Source organism: Paenarthrobacter sp. NPDC089714 (assembly GCF_044748905.1).
Taxonomy (GTDB): Bacteria; Actinomycetota; Actinomycetes; order Actinomycetales; family Micrococcaceae; genus Arthrobacter.
Window position 1 is genome coordinate 52881 of record NZ_JBIVGX010000016.1, and the last position, 17100, is coordinate 69980.

The 17100-nt window shown below is 64.3% G+C and carries 18 protein-coding genes; 9 read left to right on the plus strand and 9 right to left on the minus strand.

What is annotated here, in order from left to right; genetic code table 11:
• Positions 1-22: 22 nt before the first annotated feature.
• The 3 genes from ACIPY3_RS20320 to ACIPY3_RS20330 are packed head-to-tail and all read right to left on the minus strand — an operon-like array spanning position 23 to position 4984.
• Positions 23-1903 carry a DUF2264 domain-containing protein gene (locus tag ACIPY3_RS20320; protein ID WP_400336899.1) on the minus strand — a complete coding sequence of 627 codons (1881 nt, stop codon included), beginning with the start codon at positions 1901-1903 and terminating at the stop codon, positions 23-25.
• Positions 1903-3039, minus strand: coding sequence for a LacI family DNA-binding transcriptional regulator (locus ACIPY3_RS20325; protein WP_400336900.1), 1137 nt, complete (start codon positions 3037-3039; stop codon positions 1903-1905). Before ACIPY3_RS20325 ends, ACIPY3_RS20320 begins: the two co-directional genes overlap by 1 nt.
• Positions 3029-4984 carry a heparinase gene (locus ACIPY3_RS20330; RefSeq protein ID WP_400336902.1) on the minus strand — a complete coding sequence of 652 codons (1956 nt, stop codon included), beginning with the start codon at positions 4982-4984 and terminating at the stop codon, positions 3029-3031. The genes ACIPY3_RS20325 and ACIPY3_RS20330 overlap by 11 nt, the downstream gene beginning before the upstream one ends.
• 161 nt (positions 4985-5145) lie before the next feature.
• On the opposite strand from ACIPY3_RS20330, the gene ACIPY3_RS20335 reads away from it, so the two are divergent.
• The 5 genes from ACIPY3_RS20335 (at position 5146) to ACIPY3_RS20355 (ending at position 10079) form a co-directional block, all read left to right on the plus strand.
• Positions 5146-6159, plus strand: coding sequence for a hydroxyacid dehydrogenase (locus ACIPY3_RS20335; RefSeq protein WP_400336904.1), 1014 nt, complete (start codon positions 5146-5148; stop codon positions 6157-6159).
• A 62-nt stretch (positions 6160-6221) separates the two neighbouring features.
• Complete coding sequence (locus tag ACIPY3_RS20340) at positions 6222-7505, plus strand: ABC transporter substrate-binding protein (RefSeq protein WP_400336906.1); 1284 nt, start codon at positions 6222-6224, stop codon at positions 7503-7505.
• A gap of 8 nt (positions 7506-7513) precedes the next feature.
• Complete coding sequence (locus ACIPY3_RS20345; RefSeq protein WP_397323564.1) at positions 7514-8443, plus strand: carbohydrate ABC transporter permease; 930 nt, start codon at positions 7514-7516, stop codon at positions 8441-8443.
• Positions 8443-9378 (plus strand): carbohydrate ABC transporter permease, encoded by a 936-nt coding sequence (locus tag ACIPY3_RS20350; protein WP_397323565.1) that lies wholly within the window; start codon positions 8443-8445, stop codon positions 9376-9378. The genes ACIPY3_RS20345 and ACIPY3_RS20350 overlap by 1 nt, the downstream gene beginning before the upstream one ends.
• The gene (locus ACIPY3_RS20355; RefSeq protein WP_400336908.1) at positions 9375-10079 is read left to right on the plus strand and encodes a DUF624 domain-containing protein; all 705 of its coding nucleotides are present in this window, start codon (positions 9375-9377) and stop codon (positions 10077-10079) included. Before ACIPY3_RS20350 ends, ACIPY3_RS20355 begins: the two co-directional genes overlap by 4 nt.
• A 109-nt stretch (positions 10080-10188) precedes the next feature.
• Here ACIPY3_RS20355 and ACIPY3_RS20360 read toward each other — a convergent pair whose 3' ends face one another.
• Entirely contained in the window at positions 10189-10533 is a 345-nt protein-coding gene (locus ACIPY3_RS20360; RefSeq protein WP_400336910.1) for a hypothetical protein, read from the minus strand.
• A 59-nt stretch (positions 10534-10592) separates the two neighbouring features.
• Here ACIPY3_RS20360 and ACIPY3_RS20365 point away from each other — a divergent pair, with 59 nt between their 5' ends.
• Positions 10593-11243, plus strand: coding sequence for a hypothetical protein (locus tag ACIPY3_RS20365; protein WP_400336912.1), 651 nt, complete (start codon positions 10593-10595; stop codon positions 11241-11243).
• A gap of 81 nt (positions 11244-11324) precedes the next feature.
• On the plus strand, positions 11325-11777 hold the full coding sequence (locus tag ACIPY3_RS20370) for a hypothetical protein (protein ID WP_400336914.1): 453 nt from the start codon (positions 11325-11327) through the stop codon (positions 11775-11777).
• Here ACIPY3_RS20370 and ACIPY3_RS20375 read toward each other — a convergent pair.
• The gene (locus tag ACIPY3_RS20375; protein ID WP_400336915.1) at positions 11774-12091 is read right to left on the minus strand and encodes a DUF3040 domain-containing protein; all 318 of its coding nucleotides are present in this window, start codon (positions 12089-12091) and stop codon (positions 11774-11776) included. The genes ACIPY3_RS20370 and ACIPY3_RS20375 overlap by 4 nt on opposite strands.
• A gap of 165 nt (positions 12092-12256) precedes the next feature.
• Here ACIPY3_RS20375 and ACIPY3_RS20380 point away from each other — a divergent pair, with 165 nt between their 5' ends.
• Entirely contained in the window at positions 12257-12406 is a 150-nt protein-coding gene (locus ACIPY3_RS20380; RefSeq protein WP_400336917.1) for a hypothetical protein, read from the plus strand.
• A 58-nt stretch (positions 12407-12464) separates the two neighbouring features.
• Positions 12465-12860 (plus strand): hypothetical protein, encoded by a 396-nt coding sequence (locus tag ACIPY3_RS20385; RefSeq protein ID WP_400336919.1) that lies wholly within the window; start codon positions 12465-12467, stop codon positions 12858-12860.
• A gap of 9 nt (positions 12861-12869) precedes the next feature.
• Here the strand turns inward: ACIPY3_RS20385 and ACIPY3_RS20390 are convergent, their stop codons facing one another.
• From ACIPY3_RS20390 to dnaK, 4 genes are all read right to left on the minus strand, one after another.
• Positions 12870-13301, minus strand: a complete 432-nt coding sequence (locus ACIPY3_RS20390) for a heat shock protein transcriptional repressor HspR (protein WP_400336921.1) — start codon at positions 13299-13301, stop codon at positions 12870-12872.
• A gap of 10 nt (positions 13302-13311) precedes the next feature.
• Positions 13312-14286, minus strand: coding sequence for a DnaJ C-terminal domain-containing protein (locus tag ACIPY3_RS20395; RefSeq protein ID WP_397323576.1), 975 nt, complete (start codon positions 14284-14286; stop codon positions 13312-13314).
• 230 nt (positions 14287-14516) lie between these two features.
• Entirely contained in the window at positions 14517-15167 is a 651-nt protein-coding gene (locus ACIPY3_RS20400) for a nucleotide exchange factor GrpE (protein WP_400336923.1), read from the minus strand.
• Positions 15168-15169: 2 nt separating this feature from the next.
• Positions 15170-17038 (minus strand): molecular chaperone DnaK, encoded by a 1869-nt coding sequence (gene dnaK, locus ACIPY3_RS20405; protein ID WP_400271150.1) that lies wholly within the window; start codon positions 17036-17038, stop codon positions 15170-15172.
• Between the last annotated feature and the right edge of the window lie 62 nt (positions 17039-17100).

The following is a 17100-nucleotide window of genomic DNA, read 5'->3' on the forward strand; positions in this document are numbered from 1 at the left end:
CGGAATGATCCAGCAGAATCTTTCATGCATCGTCGAATCGGGTGAGCAGATCGGCCGGGATGCGCTCACCGCCGGGGAATTCGAAGTGGCCGTCGACGTACTGCACCGTCTCCGAGGCACCTCCCCCGCTGGCGAGATTCACGACGGCGGCGTAGTCGCCCTCGCGCGCGGGACCGGCGGTACCTACCCACGGGATGGTGAGTTCCGAACCCATCGGGTGGGCACCGGACCGGAGGAAAGTCCCGGACGTATCCAGGACATTCCCGAAACCGGACACGGCGTGGACCGAGCTGACCACGGATGAAGCAGCATCCACGGGCCAGCCACCAATCCGCAACGCGGCCTCTGAGGCACCAGTAACCCGTACCAACCGCAGCTCCAGGGCGCCCCGCGTCGCGGACACCACGGTCACGGTCGGCCCTGGACTCGCAGTGCCGGAGACGCCGCTGCCGTGGTCCGGGCCGGCGTCGGGATCGGGCGTGATCCAGTTGGCGGTGAACCGGGACGCCCCAACGGAAACACTGCCGAAGGAGAAGGACCCGAGGTGCTCGAATCCGGTCCGATGCGTCAGACCGCCGTCAGGGTCGACGAACGCCACCGCGTTGTCCAGTGACCCAGGAACCAGGTCCGGGAACGTGTGAGTCGAGTAGCCAATCCGGGCATACAGGGGCGAATCCGCCAACGCAGCCCCGGGGACGGCGTGGTCCGTCCCGTGATTCCGGATTCGCACCACTCCGTCAGCGACAGTGCCGTCAACCTGCCAACCCGGTGCTGTGATGAGCCGCTGGGTGTCGCCGACCTCAACGGGCAAGGGCGCCTCCACACATGTCCACGCCGGGTGGTCGGCGGGAAGGGCCAGTCCAAGCATCCCCTTCGCTGCCCAGTACGGCGATCCGAACCCGGAATACGCCTGCTTCATACCTGGAAATGAGCCGTGGAAGCCGATGGACAGGAGGCCTTCCGAGGTGAGGGCTCCGTGCCGCGCGAAGTAGTCAAGCATCCCCGAGGCAGCCCGCCGGGCCGTCCCCGGAGCCAAGCGGGTGTGCCCGGACAACTCCCCCACCCAGAATGACGCTGCAGCCGCGAACCGGTAGATCAGGCTCCGACCCTGGATAAGTGGGGCCCCGTTGGCGCCGACGAGGTAGGAAAAGTCATCCAGGAAATCAGCCAGCCGGTCGCCGTCGAGCTTCTTGCGGGCCGCGACGCGCGGATCGTCGGGTGCCATCAACGCCCAAAGCTGCGGGTACACCTGGAAGGCCCAGCCCACGTAATGGTCGTAAGCACGTTCAGGACCGTCGGCAAACCAGCCACCGCCCCGATAGAGGGAATCGTGGATGGCGAGCCCGGCGTCGATGTCCTCGTCGGAATACCGCCCTCCCACAGAGGCCAGGAACGTCTCCACCACAATCTGGAACCATACCCAGTTGATGGGCGGATAGTCCTCGCCGATCACGGTCTCGAACCACGCAATGAGCTGCTCCTGCACTCGCTGCGGAAGCTTGTCCCACAGGACATCGCGGGTCAGTGCCAGGCCAACCGCCAACGACGCCGCCTCAACCTTCGCCTGCCCCAACTCACCTGGCGTGGGCCATCGGTTGGGATTGGCCGGGTTGGTCCCGGCGTCCAGCCCGGCGGCATACCACTCCGCGATCCAGCCAGTGTTCGCGGGGTCGCCGGCGATCCGGAAGGAGGCGAGCAGGAACGTCCTGGCGAAGGCCTCCAGCGAATCGCTCCCCCGCCCGTACCGGCTGTTGGGTTCGGGCAGGTAGATGTTGGCGTGGTCCTCGGAACCGAAGCGGTGCACGGAGCGGAGCATGTAGTCCGCGTAGGTGGTCCAGTGGGAACGGGTCAGGCCAGTGTGCGGGGACAGCGCGTGGTCCAACGGGGGCAGTTCAAGGGCCATCAGAGCGAATCCTCCAGAACAACGTGCGGAGCACCCACGGAGGACTCCCGGACAATCAGTTCAGGGTTCAGGTCGATCCGATGCACCGGCCGCATCCTTCCCTCGGCCAGGCGCGCGGCCATGAGCTGCACCGCAACCTTCCCCACGTAGCTCTTGGGCGGCCGCACTGCCGAGATGGCGGGCTCGGCCAGGTAGGCGACCTCGTCGTCGTAGCCCACAATTGCCATGCTTCCCGGCACGTCCACGCCGCGGTCTACGCAGTGCTGCACAAATGCCACAGCCTGGGTATCGGAGTGCACCAACATCGCGGTGGTTCCCGATTCACGGCACAGCTCCAGCACGCGGTCAAAGTGCTTGGCGCGGTCTCCGTTGTCCAGCTTGGCCGAATCCTCGTGGATGGATTTGTCCAACGGAATCTTCAACGCGTTCATGGCCTGCTTCCATCCACGAACCACGTGCGGGCTGGTAGGGCTGGTGGAATCGGTGAGGCATCCGATCATGCGGTGCCCTTCCTGCCACAGATGCCGCACGGCCATTCCCGCGCCGAATGCATGGTCCGTGGCCACCCACTCGAGCTTGTGCGCCGGGATCTCCGACGGCGCCCGGCGTTCGGCCAGGATCACGGGAATGGGCAGGGCATTGAGCCAGCGGAGCAACTCTTTGCCGTGCTCGCCACCCATGTCCGGAGCCACGATGAGCCCGTCGATGTTCTGGGTATCAAGCAACGCCTGCACCTGGCGGCGGTTGTCTGCGGCGTCGTAGGCGGAGCCACGGACCGTGATCCGGAGGTTCTGAACCTCGGCCTCGCCGCGGGCACCGCTGATGACCTGCGGCCAGTAATAGTCCAGGGACGGGACAACCATGCCGATCGAGTAGCTGTGGGACGGGGCCCGCCCGGCTGTGGATCGGTCCAGCGGGCTGGGCAGCGTGGCGCCTCCATGCACGCGGGACACGAGTCCTTCGTCGGCGAGGATGTTCACGTCGCGCCGGATGGTCAGTTCACTGACTCCCAGTTTGGCGGCGATGTCCCGGACGGTGATGGCCCCGTGGGCGCGCAACTCCTCCATCAACCGCTCACGGCGTTGCAGCGAGAACAGCGACTTGCCGCCGGATTCCTGGCCTGGTTCAGTGCTCATGTGTTGCCTCCAGAGTGAGGGTGAACGCGCCGGAAGCGCGGGTTTCGGCGGGCATGCGGAACCGCAGCCGGGTCAGCTTGTCGCCCCAGATATCGCCCAGCAGCGGATCGTCGAGGTGCCATTCGTCCACGAGCACGACGGCGGTCTCCGGCTTCCAGCGCAACTGGACTCCGCGTCCGCCCGCCACAGTCGGGATGCCCGCCGGGGTGATGGTCGCCGTCGCGTCCTGGCCCAAGCGGACGGTGCCGGCAGCCAGGTAGGTGATGTCGACGTCGTCCGTCCCTTCCGGTGGCGGGGACTGCAGGTTCCAGCGGTCATCGATGACCACTGTCCCGGCCTCCCGGTTCAGGATCGAGGTGCGGAGCCACTGCTCAGGATGGTCGAGCCCATAGGCGGCGCCGAGGCCCAGCGCAAGCGTTGGCTCATCAGGAGTGGGTTCCTGCAGGACGGTTGCCGCGAATTCCCGGCCCGTTCCTTGTTCGAGCCCAAACGGTGCCGGGACGCTGTGCCACGCACTTTGCATGGCCCTGATCTGGTAGCGATCGGGGCCGAATGTTTGCGCAGTGTACGTAGGTTGGCCGGCATCGACCAGGAGGGGGACACCGTCCATGGCAACCACGACGGAGCCTACATCCCGGTGGTTGTGGTGCTCGCCGTTGTGCCCGCCCTTGGCCGCCAGCGTGAGGCCGTCCGTGGATCCGGGGGTTTGCCGGGCAAGCATGATCTGCACGGACGGGAGCCACGTCCCCCAACTGGGGGACAGCACCTGCTCCACTGAGGGCTCATACCGACGTTTGCTGTCCCCCAGTTGGGTGAGGACGCGGCCCAGTCCGGCGGCTGGGTTTGGTTCAGGCCCGACGGCGGCAAAGGTTGCGGCGAGTTGGGCAGCATGGGAATCCCCCAGGCGGACGGCCCAGCGATGCAGCATGTCCCAGGGCAAGGAGTCGGCTGCGCGGGCAGGGCCGTCGGCGACGTTGAGGAACCAGGACCCGCCCACATGCATGCTGTTGGGGAACGCGACGAGCGCACGGACCACCGGGAGATCGGGATTGAGCCCCGCGGCTTGCTCAAGCAGCGCCAAACCTTCCAACGCCCGTCCGGCTCCGTTCCACCAGTAGGCAAAGCCCTCGTCGATCGCCCCATCTGCTGGAATCGAGGCCAGGAAGCGGTCCAGGCCCTCGATGCAGCGGGCAATGACCGTGGCCTGCAGTTCGGGATCGTCAACCAACAGCAACGCTGCGGCGATGATGTTGGTGTGGATCCACGGGTTCCAGTTGTGCACGTCGCCGTTGAGGCCCAGCCAGTGCCAATCGAGCCTGTCCAGGAAGGGCCGGATCACACGCTCGTGCGCCTCGAAGCGAAGGCGTTTCCGCAGGCCAGAGGCACGCTTCTCAAGCTGGGACCCCAGGACGTGGTCCAGCCACGCAAGCTGTGCCACCACTTCCCCGGCACCAAGATCGAGGTACGGGCGCGAAGGGTCCGGGACTACCTCGCCGGAACGGGTGAACACATCGTCGTGCGCAGCCCAGCTCCAGGAGCTCTGCTCGCACAGCAGGTACGCACCGTCGATCACCTCATCCAGCCAGCCCTCACCGGAGTCGGGCCCGGAGACAGCAGCCATGACGACGGCGCGTGTCAGCCGCTGCTGCCGGCTCGCCACGAGTCCCTCGTAGGCTGTGCGGTTTCCGTCGCGGAAGTACCGCGCGTAGTGGGAGACCAGCGGTTGTGGCCAAGGGGCGCCCTTCTCGGTGGCTGCTTGCTCGGCCAGGGCCTGAACGGGAGCCTGGCCGATGCGCTGCCACCCGCCGTCGGACGCCGGGCCCACGGTGAGCCGGGAGCGGGCGTCGCGGAGCGAGGTCAGCAAAGCCGGAACGGAGGCCTCGGTGCCCCACGCGGTGCGCAGCGGCGGCGCGTCCACAGTGACGGCGCCGGGAGGTTTCAGCATGGAATTCTTCTCTCAGATGTTCGAGTATGAACGTTTTAGATCAAGCTCGATTGAGTTGAATGAACTGTCTTGTTCATGAGTATGTACTGATTATTAGATGTGATGCAACACATAAATCACGGTCGAACAGACCAACAAAGAACCGAAGGGAGGGTCCCTGAATGTCGCTCAAGCCCCAGGCACTGCTGGTCATGAATAGCGGAACCTTTGCTGACCAGTTCGATTCCGCACGACTGGAGCGGCTGGCAGGAATGGTGGACCTCGGCGGGCAACCATGGACGGATTCCCTCGACGCACCCGAACTCACGGGACGCCTGGAAGAGGTGGAAATCCTCCTCACCAGCTGGGGTGTTCCGCGCCTCACTGCAGAACGCCTGGAGCGCATGCCCAAACTCCGGGCAGTGTTCCACTGTGCAGGGACTGTCCGCAGCTTTGTGAGTGAGGAGTTGTGGGATCGCGGCATCACTGTCACCAACGGAGCAGACGCCAATGCGATCCCCGTCGCCGAGTTCACGTTCGCTTCGATCGTGCTGGCCGGCAAGAAGGCCCACGTCCTGGCCAACGATGCCCGGACCTTCCGCGAGGACTGGGACTACGCCACGGCCCGCGGCGAACTCGGGAACATAGGCCGGGTCATTGGAATCGTCGGCTTCTCGCGCATCGGCCGCCGCGTGGTGAACCTGGTCCAGCAACTGCAGGACGTTACGTGCCTGGTCAGCGATCCCCACGCGAACCCGGCGGAGGTCGCTGCCGCCGGTGGCAGCTTGGTGACGTTGGAGCAACTGCTGCGGGAGTCCGACGTCGTAAGTATCCACGCGCCGGCCCTGCCGGAAACCCGCAACATGATCAGCACGCCCGAGCTGGACATCATGAAGGACCACGCGACGCTCATCAACACCGCGCGCGGCTCCCTTGTGGACACGGCGGCGCTTGAAGCCGAATGCCGCAAGGGTCGCATCACCGCGCTCCTTGACGTCACCGAACCCGAACCGCTCCCGGCGGATTCGGTCCTGTATGACCTGCCCAATGTGATCATCACCCCACACATCGCCGGATCGCTCGGCACGGAAACCCGGCGGATGTCCGATGCCGCCCTGGATGACCTTGAACGGTACCTCGCCGGGAAGGACCTCCTGGCCCAAGTAGTGCACGCGGATCTTGGCCTCAGCGCCTAAGTCCGCATGAACCAACCTGCCGCACGTGCGGCAGACTTAATACCAGTACTAAGGAGAACGCAATGAAGCGCACAACCCTCGCCGCGATCGCCCTTGCGGTGACTGCAGGGCTTGGACTCGCCGGCTGCTCAGGCGCAGCAGGCCCTGCCGACCAACCGGCAGCAAACGGCAAGACCAAGCTGACGGTCTCCGTTTGGAACTACGAGGGAACCCCGGAGTTCAAGGCATTGTTCGACAGCTACGAGGCTGCCAACCCGAACATCGACATTGAGCCCGTGGACATCCTCGCCGATGACTACCCACAGAAGGTCACCACCATGCTGGCCGGCGGGGACACCACGGACGTCCTGACCATGAAGAACGTCATTGACTACTCCCGCTACGCCAGCAACGGCCAGCTGCAGGAAATCGGCGACGTAGTGGACAAGGTTGGCAAGGACAAACTCGCCGGCCTCGACGCCTTCGACATGAACGGCAAATACTACGCAGCGCCTTACCGCCAGGATTTCTGGTTGCTGTACTACAACAAGGACCTGCTCAAGGCCGCCGGGGTGGAAGACCCCAAGGACCTGACCTGGGACGAGTACACGGCACTGGCCAAGAAGCTCACCACAACCGGCGCGGACGGCAAGAAGGTCTACGGCACGTACCATCACATCTGGCGTTCAGTGGTTGAGGCCATCTCTGCAGCCCAGAACGGCCAGGACCAGAACAGCGGCGACTACGGCTACTTCGAGGACCAGTACAACACCGCGCTGGACCTGCAGAAGAGCGGCGCCACCCTGGACTTTGGCACGGCCAAGAGCCAGAAGACGAGCTATCGGACCATGTTTGAAACCGGACAGGCAGCCATGATGCCCATGGGCACCTGGTACATCGCCGGCATCCTGCAGGCCAAGAAGGACGGCAAGACCAACGTCAACTGGGGCTTGGCCCCCATGCCCCAGAAGAACGACGACGGCAAGGTCACCACGTTCGGTTCGCCCACGGCATTCGCCGTGAACAAGAACGCCGTGCACTCCGATGAGGCCAAGAAGTTCATCGAATGGGCCTCCGGTGAGGAGGGCGCCAAGGCCATCTCCAAGATCGGCGTTGTTCCTGCCCTGCAGGACGATGCTGTGAAGGACGCCTACTTCAAACTGGACGGCATGCCCACTGACGAGCTGTCCAAGAAGGCTTTCACCCCGGACACCACCGCACTCGAAATGCCTGTGAGCGACAAGTCGGCGGCCACGGACAAGGTCCTCAACCAGGAGCACGAGTTGATCATGGTTGGCGAGCGCTCCGTCACGGATGGCATTGCTGAGATGGGCAAGCGCGTCAAGAGCGAAGTCCTCGGCCAGTAAGGCTCGTTATGAGTACAGAAACAATCTCCAAGCCCGTTGCCCCGGCTGTTGCCGGCCGGGGCAACAGGAAGCAGGCCAGGCGCAACACCCTGATCGGCTGGACGTTCATCCTCCCGAACTTCATCGGTTTCCTGGCCTTCACCCTGATCCCCGTCCTCGCCGCCTTCGCGCTCTCCTTCATGGAGTGGACCTCGTTCAGTGCTCCCAAGTGGGTTGGGCTGGCGAACTTCCAGCGGATGTTCGCCTCCGACTCGTTCTGGATCGCGCTGCGCAACACCGTGGTCTATGCGCTCGGGCACGTTCCCCTGACCATGGCCTTGGCCTTGCTCCTGGCGATGCTGTTGAACCGCAAGCTCAAGGGCATCGGCTTCTTCCGGGTTGCGATCTTCTTCCCGTACATCACCTCGCTGGTGGCCGTCGCCGTCGTCTGGAACATGCTGTTCAGCCCGGACAACGGACCGATCAACCAGCTCCTCCACGCGATCGGCATCGCCAACGCACCGGGCTGGACCTCAAGCTCGGACTGGGCGCTCCCGGCCGTGATCATCACCAGCGTGTGGCGGGACATGGGCTACTACATGGTCCTCTACCTGGCCGGACTCCAAGCCATCCCGACCGAACTCTACGAGGCCGCGGAAGTCGATGGCGCCAGCGCCTGGCAGCGTTTCTGGAACGTCACCATCCCGTCGCTGCGGCCTACCACGTTCTTCGTGGTGGTCATGCTGACGGTCTCCAGCTTCAAGGTGTTCGACCTGATCGTCGTCATGACCAACGGTGGCCCCGGACGCTCCACCACAGTCCTGTCCCAGCTGATCTACCAGGAGGGCATCGGCGAAGGTAAGTTCGGCTACTCCTCGGCCATTTCGCTGGTCCTGTTCCTCATCGTCCTGACGGTCACCGTCCTGCAGTTCAAGATCCAACAGCGGAGGGAACGCTGATGACCAACATGGCCGAAGACCTCAAGGCCGAGGCCCGCTTCGCCGGGTCGGGCCTGCCTCCCGCAGGTGCGGAAGACCGCCGTCGGACAGTCCGCAAGCGTTCGCCGCGCGAGCAGAAGAAGCGGACCGCCAATGTGATCATCTACGGCGTGCTGGTGGTCCTGGTGGTGGCGCTCATGGTGCCGTTCATCTGGATGGTGTCCTCCTCGCTGAAGGAGAACAACCAGGTCCTCACCGTCCCCATCCAGTGGATCCCGCAGGAGTTTGTGTGGAGCAACTACACGGACATCTGGACCCGCATTCCCATGATGGGCTACCTGCAGAACTCCCTCTACCTCGCGGTGATCATCACCTGCCTCCAAGTCCTCACGGGCTCACTGGCGGCCTACGGTTTCTCCAAGGTCCGCTTCCCCGGGCGTGACGTGCTGTTCCTCTGCTACATCGGCACCATCGCCGTTCCGTGGCAGGCGTACATGGTGCCGCAGTACATCATGATGCAGAACCTGGGCCTGACCAACAGCTTCAACGCCCTGATCCTGTTGCAGGCTTTCGGTGCGTTCGGTGTGTTCCTGATGCGCCAGTACTACATGACCATCCCGGACGAACTGTGCGAAGCAGCCCGCATCGATGGGCTCAGCGAGTACGGCATCTGGGCCCGCGTGATCCTGCCCCTGTCCAAGCCCGCATTGGCGAGCCTGGCCCTGCTGACGTTCGTGAACACGTGGAACGACTACATGGGCCCGTTCATCTACCTCACCTCCAACCGCCTCTGGACCGTCCAGCTGGGCCTGCGCTCCTTCGTGGGCCAGTTCGACGCCGAATACGCCATGATCATGACCGGCTCGGTGATCTCCGTGATCCCCATCCTCATCATCTTCCTGATCGGCCAGCGCTACTTCATCCAAGGCATCGCGACGAGCGGAATGAAGGGATGAGCACCGTGCGTGCTCCCCGCAAACGCCGCTGGTCAGGACCAGGATTCGAAACCTTCGGCAGCATCTTCGGTTTCGTCTACACCTTCCTGGCCGGCAACGTCCTGCTGGCCCTGGCCAACGCGCCGCTGGTGCTCTGCCTCTCCCTGGTGGCAGACCCAGCGGCCGCTTGGCCGTTCTTTCTCGCCCTCTCAGTCACCATCGCGCCGTCCCTCGCCGGCCTCTTCGCAGCCTTCCGGTCCCTGAACGACGACGGCGGCGCGGTCACCCCCGTTGCTGCCTTCCTTTCCGGATACAAGCGCAGTTTCACCCGGACAGCACCACTCGGCGTGGCCGCAGTGGCACTGCTGCTGTTCCTCGGTGTAGACCTCGTAGCCATCCAGTCCCTTCCAGGCGCCGCGCTCCTGTTGCCGCTCATCGTCGTAGCAGCCGCCGTGACGGTGAGCCTGGCAGTGACGGCGATTGCCGGCGTCGTACTCCTGCCCCAGGCGAGGCTGAAAAGCATCCTGAAGGCCTCCCTCTACCTGGTGGTACAGCGCTGGTACCTGAGCCTGGCCATGCTGGTACTGCTGTGCATCATCGTTTCCGCGGCCCTACTGCAGCCGGTCCTGGGCATCGCACTCGCACCCGCACCGCTGCTGTTCGTGATCTGGAGCAACGCGTCCTACGCCTTCCACGCCGTGCTCCGTACCCCCTCCAACTAAAAACGCTCTCTCACCGAACCGCCCCTTCAGCCGATCGCTCTCTCATCCGGTGAGAGAGCGTTGGCGTTTAAGGGGTGGAAGGTGAGAGAGCGTTCGTAGGAAAGGTTCGCTACTGGGCGCCGTTGCAGAGCTGGCCGTACTTGGTGCCAGCCTCCTGGTAATCCTCAGTCAGCTTGCCGAGCTTCTCCTCGTCCGGGTTTTCCTTCGCCTGCTCATCCAGCAGGGCCAGGATGGAAGTCACCACCGGCTTCATGTCGTCCGAGGCGACACCCTCGATGGGGCGGATGGCGTTGGCCACGCGGTTGCTTGCCGTCTTGTTGTTGCTCTGGGTGAGCCCGGATGCGGCGGCGGCCATCCTGTCGCAGGTCTGCGCGGTGGTCAGCTGCGGTGCTGAACAAGCGGAAGCCGAGGCGAGCAGCCCGGCAGCGATCAGGACAGTGGTGAGTTTCTTCATGATTCCCTCAATGGTCGACGTCTCTTCGATTGTAAAGGGCGTGGCCTAGGCTGGGAGACATGGCGATCATCCACAAAGCAACCCTGTCCCCCACCAAGCTTGAACTCATCGCTGACTACCTGCCGACGCAGCCGTGGTTCATCCAGGACGGCGAACCAGAGGTCATCGGCGCCTACCGTTTTGACGATCCCGCTGGCGAGGTAGGCATTGAAACCCACGTCGTTGCCGCGGGTGAACGCGTCTACCAAATTCCCCTGAGCTACCGCGGACACGAGCTCGGCGGCGCCAGCGAGTGGCTGATCGGCACCATGGAGCACTCGGTCCTGGGCAAGCGCTGGGTGTACGACGCCTGCGGCGATCCCGTCTACGTCAAGGCCTTGGCCACCGCGATCCTCACCGGACAAAAAGAAGCGGCGTTGCTGGTGGACGGTGAGGCCGAGCCGCGCCCCAGCACCGTCACGGTCAAGGGCAGCGGAACGCTCGACGGCGGTGTACCCGGGTTGAGTGCTTCGGCGCCGGTATCGGGCAGCGGCGTGACGATCATCGATGCGGGGTCACTGCGCCTGAAGGTGAACCGCGTGGTGGATGTGGCCGCGGATGCTGCAGTCAACACTGCTGCAGCGCCGGAGCTGCACGCCGAACTCGCGCTGCACGGCTCGTGGGCAGGGCTCGACAACCCCGTGGAACTTGCGTCGGTGATCCGGGACTAGAGCCTGATCGCGGTACTGTTTGTCACCGGGCGGGTAGCGTAGGCTGGCACACGGGGCCATCTACTCCGTGAAGGGGTCATCGTGTACTCAGTCAAATCCGTAGTTCCAGCTGTCCAGGACCTGGCAGGCGAGTGGGTCAAGCACGCCGCCGAGGGTACTGCTTCGCAAACTGATGCCGTGGTGGGATGGGCGTTGTCCCGGATCAACCATGCCGATGTGCCTTCCGTGGTGCACGGAGTTGTCCTCACGCTGACCGGTGACCGGAAGGCAGCCAAGCATGCGCGCGGCACCGCAGCGAAGGCCGTCAAGAAAGCAACACAAACGCTCCGGCGCGGACGCCGGCAGAAGTCCGGGAGTGCGGGATTGGTGGCGTTCCTGGTCGGTGCCGGATTGTGCTTCGGTGCCGTCATGGCTTGGCGGATGATGGTCCGGCCTGGTGAGCCCACTCCCGTTCCCGCGGACACCACCCCGCCCGATCAGGCCGCCACAAATTTGGACAAGGTGCCGTTCAAACCGGACTCACCGGTGGTTTAAGCGCCTCGTCCCGCCTCATTTCCCGTCTCGCCGTTCCTGCGGATCCGCCGCTTGAGAACCAAACGGCTCAGCAAAAGGTAGGCTCCTCCACCAGCCACGAGGAATCCGGCCACGCCCACGATGAGGATTTGGGTGATGATTCCCGAAATGACCAAGGCAAAGCCGACAAGGACGGCCAGAGCGCCCAGGATCATCCTGGCTCCCGTTCCACGAAGCCGCCCGGACCTCAGTTGAAGGTCAAGGTCCGGGTCCGATGCAACAAGTCCACGCTCGAGCTCTTCGAGGCTCCGTCGCTCTTCATCCGATAACGACATCGGAATCCATCCCCACCCCATGAGCATTCAACGCCACTGGCGCTTACATTCCACGCTGAGGCACCTGCGCTGCTTGCCGTGCCATGCCTTTATTATCTGTCGATTCGACCGCCGTAGCCACAGCTTGCCCTTCCATCCGGCAAGGGAAAGCACCACTCTGGAAGAATGACCGACCACGATGATTTCCTCGCCTGGGTCAGGGCTGATCTTTACCAGGCCGAACGTGCGCTGCATAACGGGGACGCTGCGCCGCGCAGGTTTAACGCCGGGAAGACGGTGCCTGGCGGGTGGCCCACAGGCACGGCGATACTGTGACAAGCTAAGAACGTACCCAGCACGACGTACGGCAACCAACTGGAAGGCGATTCTTCCCATGGCACGACGATCTGCAAACATTCCGAACAGCCTCGCACAGAACCCGAGGCCACGACGCGGCCGCACAGCATGGCTCGTCGTCATGGGACTTCTGGCCGGCATTGCCGGCGGCGCCTTTGCCTGGCGCATGTTGGCCCCGGATGGTGAACCCGTTCAGCGCGGGCCCGTGGCGGACGCCCAGCCGCAGGACCTGGTAGTCCCCACCGAGCCCGTGGAAATCTCCACCCGCATGCGGCCCGGTGAATGGACGGAGGAGTCCCTGCAGGAACACCTCGAGGACTACAAGCAGCAGATCCGGGACATGGGCGCGTCCGAGTCGCAGATCATCGCCGAGGTGGAGCGCACAGAAGGGGGCGCAGCCAAGGTTGTGGTCCGCTGGGACCGTTCGGCCTAGTCCCTACTGCTAACGCTGTCCCTCCCCCGGCCGCGGTCGCCATACGACGACGGCCTGGGAGCGGGCGCGGGGACGCTGGCCCCGTGCGAGGCTTACGACGTCGCCCGCAGCCCCCGCTGCGAAGATCCTCGTGTCCACGGGAGTCCGGCGGCGTGACAGTTCTTCCGTCAGTTCAGCCACGCGGTACTGCAGCGCGGCCACTTGGTTCTCGAGGTCCAGGATGCGCTTGATCCCTTCAAGGGAGACGCCGGATTGCGAAAGGCGTTGCACCTCGCGCAGCCTGTCCACGTCGTTCTGTGAGTAGCGGCGGGACTTTCCGGGCGCGCGGCTGGGCGAGACGATGCCCAAACGGTCGTACTGGCGCAACGTCTGCGGATGCATGTCGGCAAGCTCCGCGGCGACGGAGATGACGAAGATCGGCTGGTTGACGTCGATAGCCATGACCTTCTCCTTACAACCGGGCCTTCGCGGCCAGGTCGTGACGCGGGTTGGCGTCGGAAGTGGCCGCAGCGAACGCCTTCACGGCCTCCTCCGCTTCCTTGCTCAGGTTCTGCGGAACGGCGACGTCGATGGTCACCAGCAGGTCGCCGGTCGCCTTGGACGTCTTCACGCCCCGGCCCTTCACACGCAGAGTCCGGCCAGCGGGAGTGCCCGCCGGGACGCGCAACTTGACGGTGTCGCCGTCGAGCGTTGGAACCTCGATGGTGGCGCCCAGCGCCGCTTCCGCGAACGTGACAGGCACGTGGACGCGGATGTTGTCCCCGTCGCGCTGGAAGAAGTCGTGGGGTTTCACGCTGACCGTGATGATGAGGTCCCCATTGCCGGCCGGGCCAACGTTGCCCTTGCCGCGCTGGCGGACCTTTTGGCCGTCCTTGATACCGGCCGGGATCTTCACGTCGATGACGTTGCCATTGCTCTCGCGCAAGCTCACCGTGGTGCCCTTGATGGAGCCGGCAAAGGAGATCGACGTGGTGGCCGTGCGGTCCGAGCCCTTCTGCGGGGCGCGCTGGAAACCTGTCTGGCCTCCCCCGAATCCGCCGCCGAACAGGTCAGCGAACTCCGGCGGAATGCCGCCACCCTGCGGTTGGCGTGCACCTGCGCCGCCGCCGAACAGGCCGCCGAACAGGTCCTCGAACCCTCCGTTGGCCCCTGCGCCGCCACGACCACCAGCGCCCGGAGCGAACCGGGCACCACCCATGGCGCGGATGGCATCATACTGCTGCCGGTCCTCAGGGCTCGACAGCACCGAGTAGGCCTCGGAAATGTCCTTGAACTTCTTTTCCGCGACAGCGTCCCCGGCGTTGGTATCCGGATGGTACTGCCGCGCAAGCTTGCGGTAAGCCTTCTTGATGTCAGCGTCGGACGCGTCCTTGGCAACACCAAGGATCGCGTAAAAATCCTTTTCAACCCAGTCCTGGCTGGCCAAGAGCGTTTCCTTTCAAATCAAAACTAAAGCGTACGGCGACCTTACCGCCTAGCCGTAGCGGATGAGGGGGCCCGGGAGTGGCATCCAAGGATCTGGCCGAGGGCCCCGACACGAGCTTGCGAGTGTTGGGAAGGCCAATATCCGCTGCAGAAGCCGGGTGGCCAAGGATCGCAGATCCTCGGCCACCCGGCGTAGGCGCGGGGCCCCCTCATCCGCGCAGGCGGGGTGAGCTACGCCGGTACTGCGACGATCACTTGGGCTGCCCGCAGGACACGCTCGCCTGAGCGGTATCCCGAGCGCAGCACCTGGCTGACCGTGTCTACTTCGATGTCCTCGCCCGGCTGCTGGATGAGTGCCTCGTGGATGGTGGGGTCGAATTCGACTCCGGTGTCCGCGATGCGCTCCAGTCCGTACGTCTTCAGCGCGTTCTCCAGCTTGGTGGCGATGGCGGCGAAGGGGCCGTCCTCGAGGTCACCGTGCTGGCGTGCGGCGTCAACATCGTCCAGCACCGGGAGCAGGGAGTTCAGGACGCCGATGACGGCCATCTCCCCTGCTACGGCGCGGTCGCGTTCCACGCGCTTGCGGTAGTTGACGTACTCAGCCTGCAGGCGGAGGAGGTCGTTGCGCAGTTCGGCCGCCTGGGCTTCCGCCGCGGCACCGGGAGCGACCGACTCTTCAGCCGGAACGTCTACCCCATTGAGGATTTCCTCAGCCTGGGACAGGGCGTCGCCCTCGGTGGACGCAGCAGCCGCTTCGCCCTCGGGGTGGCGGGCGGCCCCGGTTTCCGGATCAACCTTGCGGTTGTCCCGGATGACCGGCTTGCGCTGCTCGTTGCCGCGCTCGTCTTCGGAGTGTTCTGCTTCGTTGCCGTGATGAGGCATGGTTACTTCTTCGCTTCGTCTTCGTCGATGATCTCGGCGTCGACGATGTCCTCGTCGGCCTTGTCGCCGGCTGCACCTGCGGAGGCACCTTCAGCACCGGCACCCGGGGCGTCGGCTGCTGCGGCCTGCGAGTAGATGGCTTCGCCGAGCTTGGTCTGGGAAGCCTGCAGCTTCTCAAACGCCGTCTTCACGGCTGCGTCGTCGGTGCCTTCGAGCGCAGACTTGAGGGAGTCGACGTCGGCCTTGACCTCGGTCTTGACCTCTTCAGGCAGCTTGTCCTCGTTTTCGGCGATGAGCTTCTCCACCGAGTAGGCCAGCTGCTCAGCGGAGTTACGGGTGTCCGTAGCTTCACGGCGTGCCTTGTCCTCGGCAGCGTGCTCCTCGGCTTCACGGACCATGCGGTCAATGTCGTCCTTGGAGAGTGCCGTGCCACCGGTGATGGTCATGGACTGTTCCTTGCCAGTGCCCTTGTCCTTGGCGGACACGTGCACAATGCCGTTGGCGTCGATGTCGAAGGTGACCTCGACCTGCGGAACGCCACGCGGTGCCGGGGCGATGCCGGTCAGTTCGAACGTGCCCAGCGGCTTGTTGTCGCGGGTGAATTCACGCTCACCCTGGAAGACCTGGATGGCCACGGACGGCTGGTTGTCGTCAGCGGTGGTGAAGGTCTCCGAACGCTTGGTGGGGATAGCCGTGTTGCGCTCGATGAGGTGCGTCATGACGCCACCCTTGGTTTCGATGCCGAGGGACAGCGGCGTGACATCGATGAGCAGGACGTCCTTGCGCTCGCCCTTCAGGACACCGGCCTGGAGTGCGGCACCAACGGCCACAACCTCGTCCGGGTTGACGCCCTTGTTGGGCTCCTTGCCGCCGGCGAGTTCCTTGACGAGCTCGGAGACAGCAGGCATACGGGTGGAGCCACCGACGAGCACGATGTGGTCGATGTCCGAAACCTTGATGCCGGCTTCAGCGATGACGTCGTGGAACGGCTTCTTGGTGCGGTCCAGCAGGTCCTTGGTGAGGTCCTGGAACTTGGCGCGGGTGAGCTGCTCGTCCAGGTGGACCGGGCCGTCGGGGGTGACGGACAGGTACTGGAGGGAGATGTTGGTGCTGGTGGAGGAAGACAGTTCCTTCTTGGCCTGCTCTGCGGCTTCGCGGAGACGCTGAAGGGCGATCTTGTCCTTGGAGAGGTCAATGCCCTTGACCTTGAGCTGGCTCAAGAGCCATTCGACGACGCGGTTGTCCCAGTCGTCGCCACCGAGGCGGTTGTCACCGGCCGTTGCGCGGACCTGGATGGTGGAGAAGTTGTCTTCGTCCTTGCCAACTTCGAGGAGGGAGACGTCGAACGTACCGCCACCGAGGTCGAAGACCAGGATGAGTTCGTCTTCCTTGCCCTTGTCCAGCCCGTAAGCCAAGGCAGCCGCGGTGGGCTCGTTGACGATGCGGAGGACGTTGAGGCCCGCGATTTCGCCGGCTTCCTTGGTGGACTGGCGCTCGGCGTCGTTGAAGTAGGCCGGAACGGTGATCACAGCGTCGGTGACCTTTTCGCCCAAGTAGCTCTCGGCGTCGTTCTTGAGCTTCATGAGGATACGCGCGGAAATTTCCTGCGGCGTGTACTTCTTGTCATCGATGGCGACGGTCCAGTCGGTGCCCATGTGGCGCTTGACAGAGGCGATGGTGCGGTCGATGTTGTTGACGGCCTGGCGCTTGGCGATCTCGCCAACCAGGACTTCGCCGGACTTGGAGAACGCGACGACAGACGGCGTGGTGCGGCCGCCTTCTGCGTTGGCGATGACGGTGGGCTCGCCACCTTCAAGAACAGAGACCACGGAGTTGGTGGTTCCGAGGTCGATACCTACTGCACGTGACATATCTTGTTTCCTTTCAATGACCGATGTTGATGATTGCACTCGAACAGCGCTCTCCGCCAAGG

What these genes read in the sequence shown, in the direction of transcription:
- ACIPY3_RS20320 (WP_400336899.1), bottom strand. Translation starts at nt 1,903, where the DNA reads ATGGCCCTTGAACTGCCCCCGTTGGACCACGCGCTGTCCCCGCACACT.
- ACIPY3_RS20325 (WP_400336900.1), bottom strand. Translation starts at nt 3,039, where the DNA reads ATGAGCACTGAACCAGGCCAGGAATCCGGCGGCAAGTCGCTGTTCTCG.
- ACIPY3_RS20330 (WP_400336902.1), bottom strand. Translation starts at nt 4,984, where the DNA reads ATGCTGAAACCTCCCGGCGCCGTCACTGTGGACGCGCCGCCGCTGCGC.
- ACIPY3_RS20335 (WP_400336904.1), top strand. Translation starts at nt 5,146, where the DNA reads ATGTCGCTCAAGCCCCAGGCACTGCTGGTCATGAATAGCGGAACCTTT.
- ACIPY3_RS20340 (WP_400336906.1), top strand. Translation starts at nt 6,222, where the DNA reads ATGAAGCGCACAACCCTCGCCGCGATCGCCCTTGCGGTGACTGCAGGG.
- ACIPY3_RS20345 (WP_397323564.1), top strand. Translation starts at nt 7,514, where the DNA reads ATGAGTACAGAAACAATCTCCAAGCCCGTTGCCCCGGCTGTTGCCGGC.
- ACIPY3_RS20350 (WP_397323565.1), top strand. Translation starts at nt 8,443, where the DNA reads ATGACCAACATGGCCGAAGACCTCAAGGCCGAGGCCCGCTTCGCCGGG.
- ACIPY3_RS20355 (WP_400336908.1), top strand. Translation starts at nt 9,375, where the DNA reads ATGAGCACCGTGCGTGCTCCCCGCAAACGCCGCTGGTCAGGACCAGGA.
- ACIPY3_RS20360 (WP_400336910.1), bottom strand. Translation starts at nt 10,533, where the DNA reads ATGAAGAAACTCACCACTGTCCTGATCGCTGCCGGGCTGCTCGCCTCG.
- ACIPY3_RS20365 (WP_400336912.1), top strand. Translation starts at nt 10,593, where the DNA reads ATGGCGATCATCCACAAAGCAACCCTGTCCCCCACCAAGCTTGAACTC.
- ACIPY3_RS20375 (WP_400336915.1), bottom strand. Translation starts at nt 12,091, where the DNA reads ATGTCGTTATCGGATGAAGAGCGACGGAGCCTCGAAGAGCTCGAGCGT.
- ACIPY3_RS20380 (WP_400336917.1), top strand. Translation starts at nt 12,257, where the DNA reads ATGACCGACCACGATGATTTCCTCGCCTGGGTCAGGGCTGATCTTTAC.
- ACIPY3_RS20385 (WP_400336919.1), top strand. Translation starts at nt 12,465, where the DNA reads ATGGCACGACGATCTGCAAACATTCCGAACAGCCTCGCACAGAACCCG.
- ACIPY3_RS20390 (WP_400336921.1), bottom strand. Translation starts at nt 13,301, where the DNA reads ATGGCTATCGACGTCAACCAGCCGATCTTCGTCATCTCCGTCGCCGCG.
- ACIPY3_RS20400 (WP_400336923.1), bottom strand. Translation starts at nt 15,167, where the DNA reads ATGCCTCATCACGGCAACGAAGCAGAACACTCCGAAGACGAGCGCGGC.
- dnaK (WP_400271150.1), bottom strand. Translation starts at nt 17,038, where the DNA reads ATGTCACGTGCAGTAGGTATCGACCTCGGAACCACCAACTCCGTGGTC.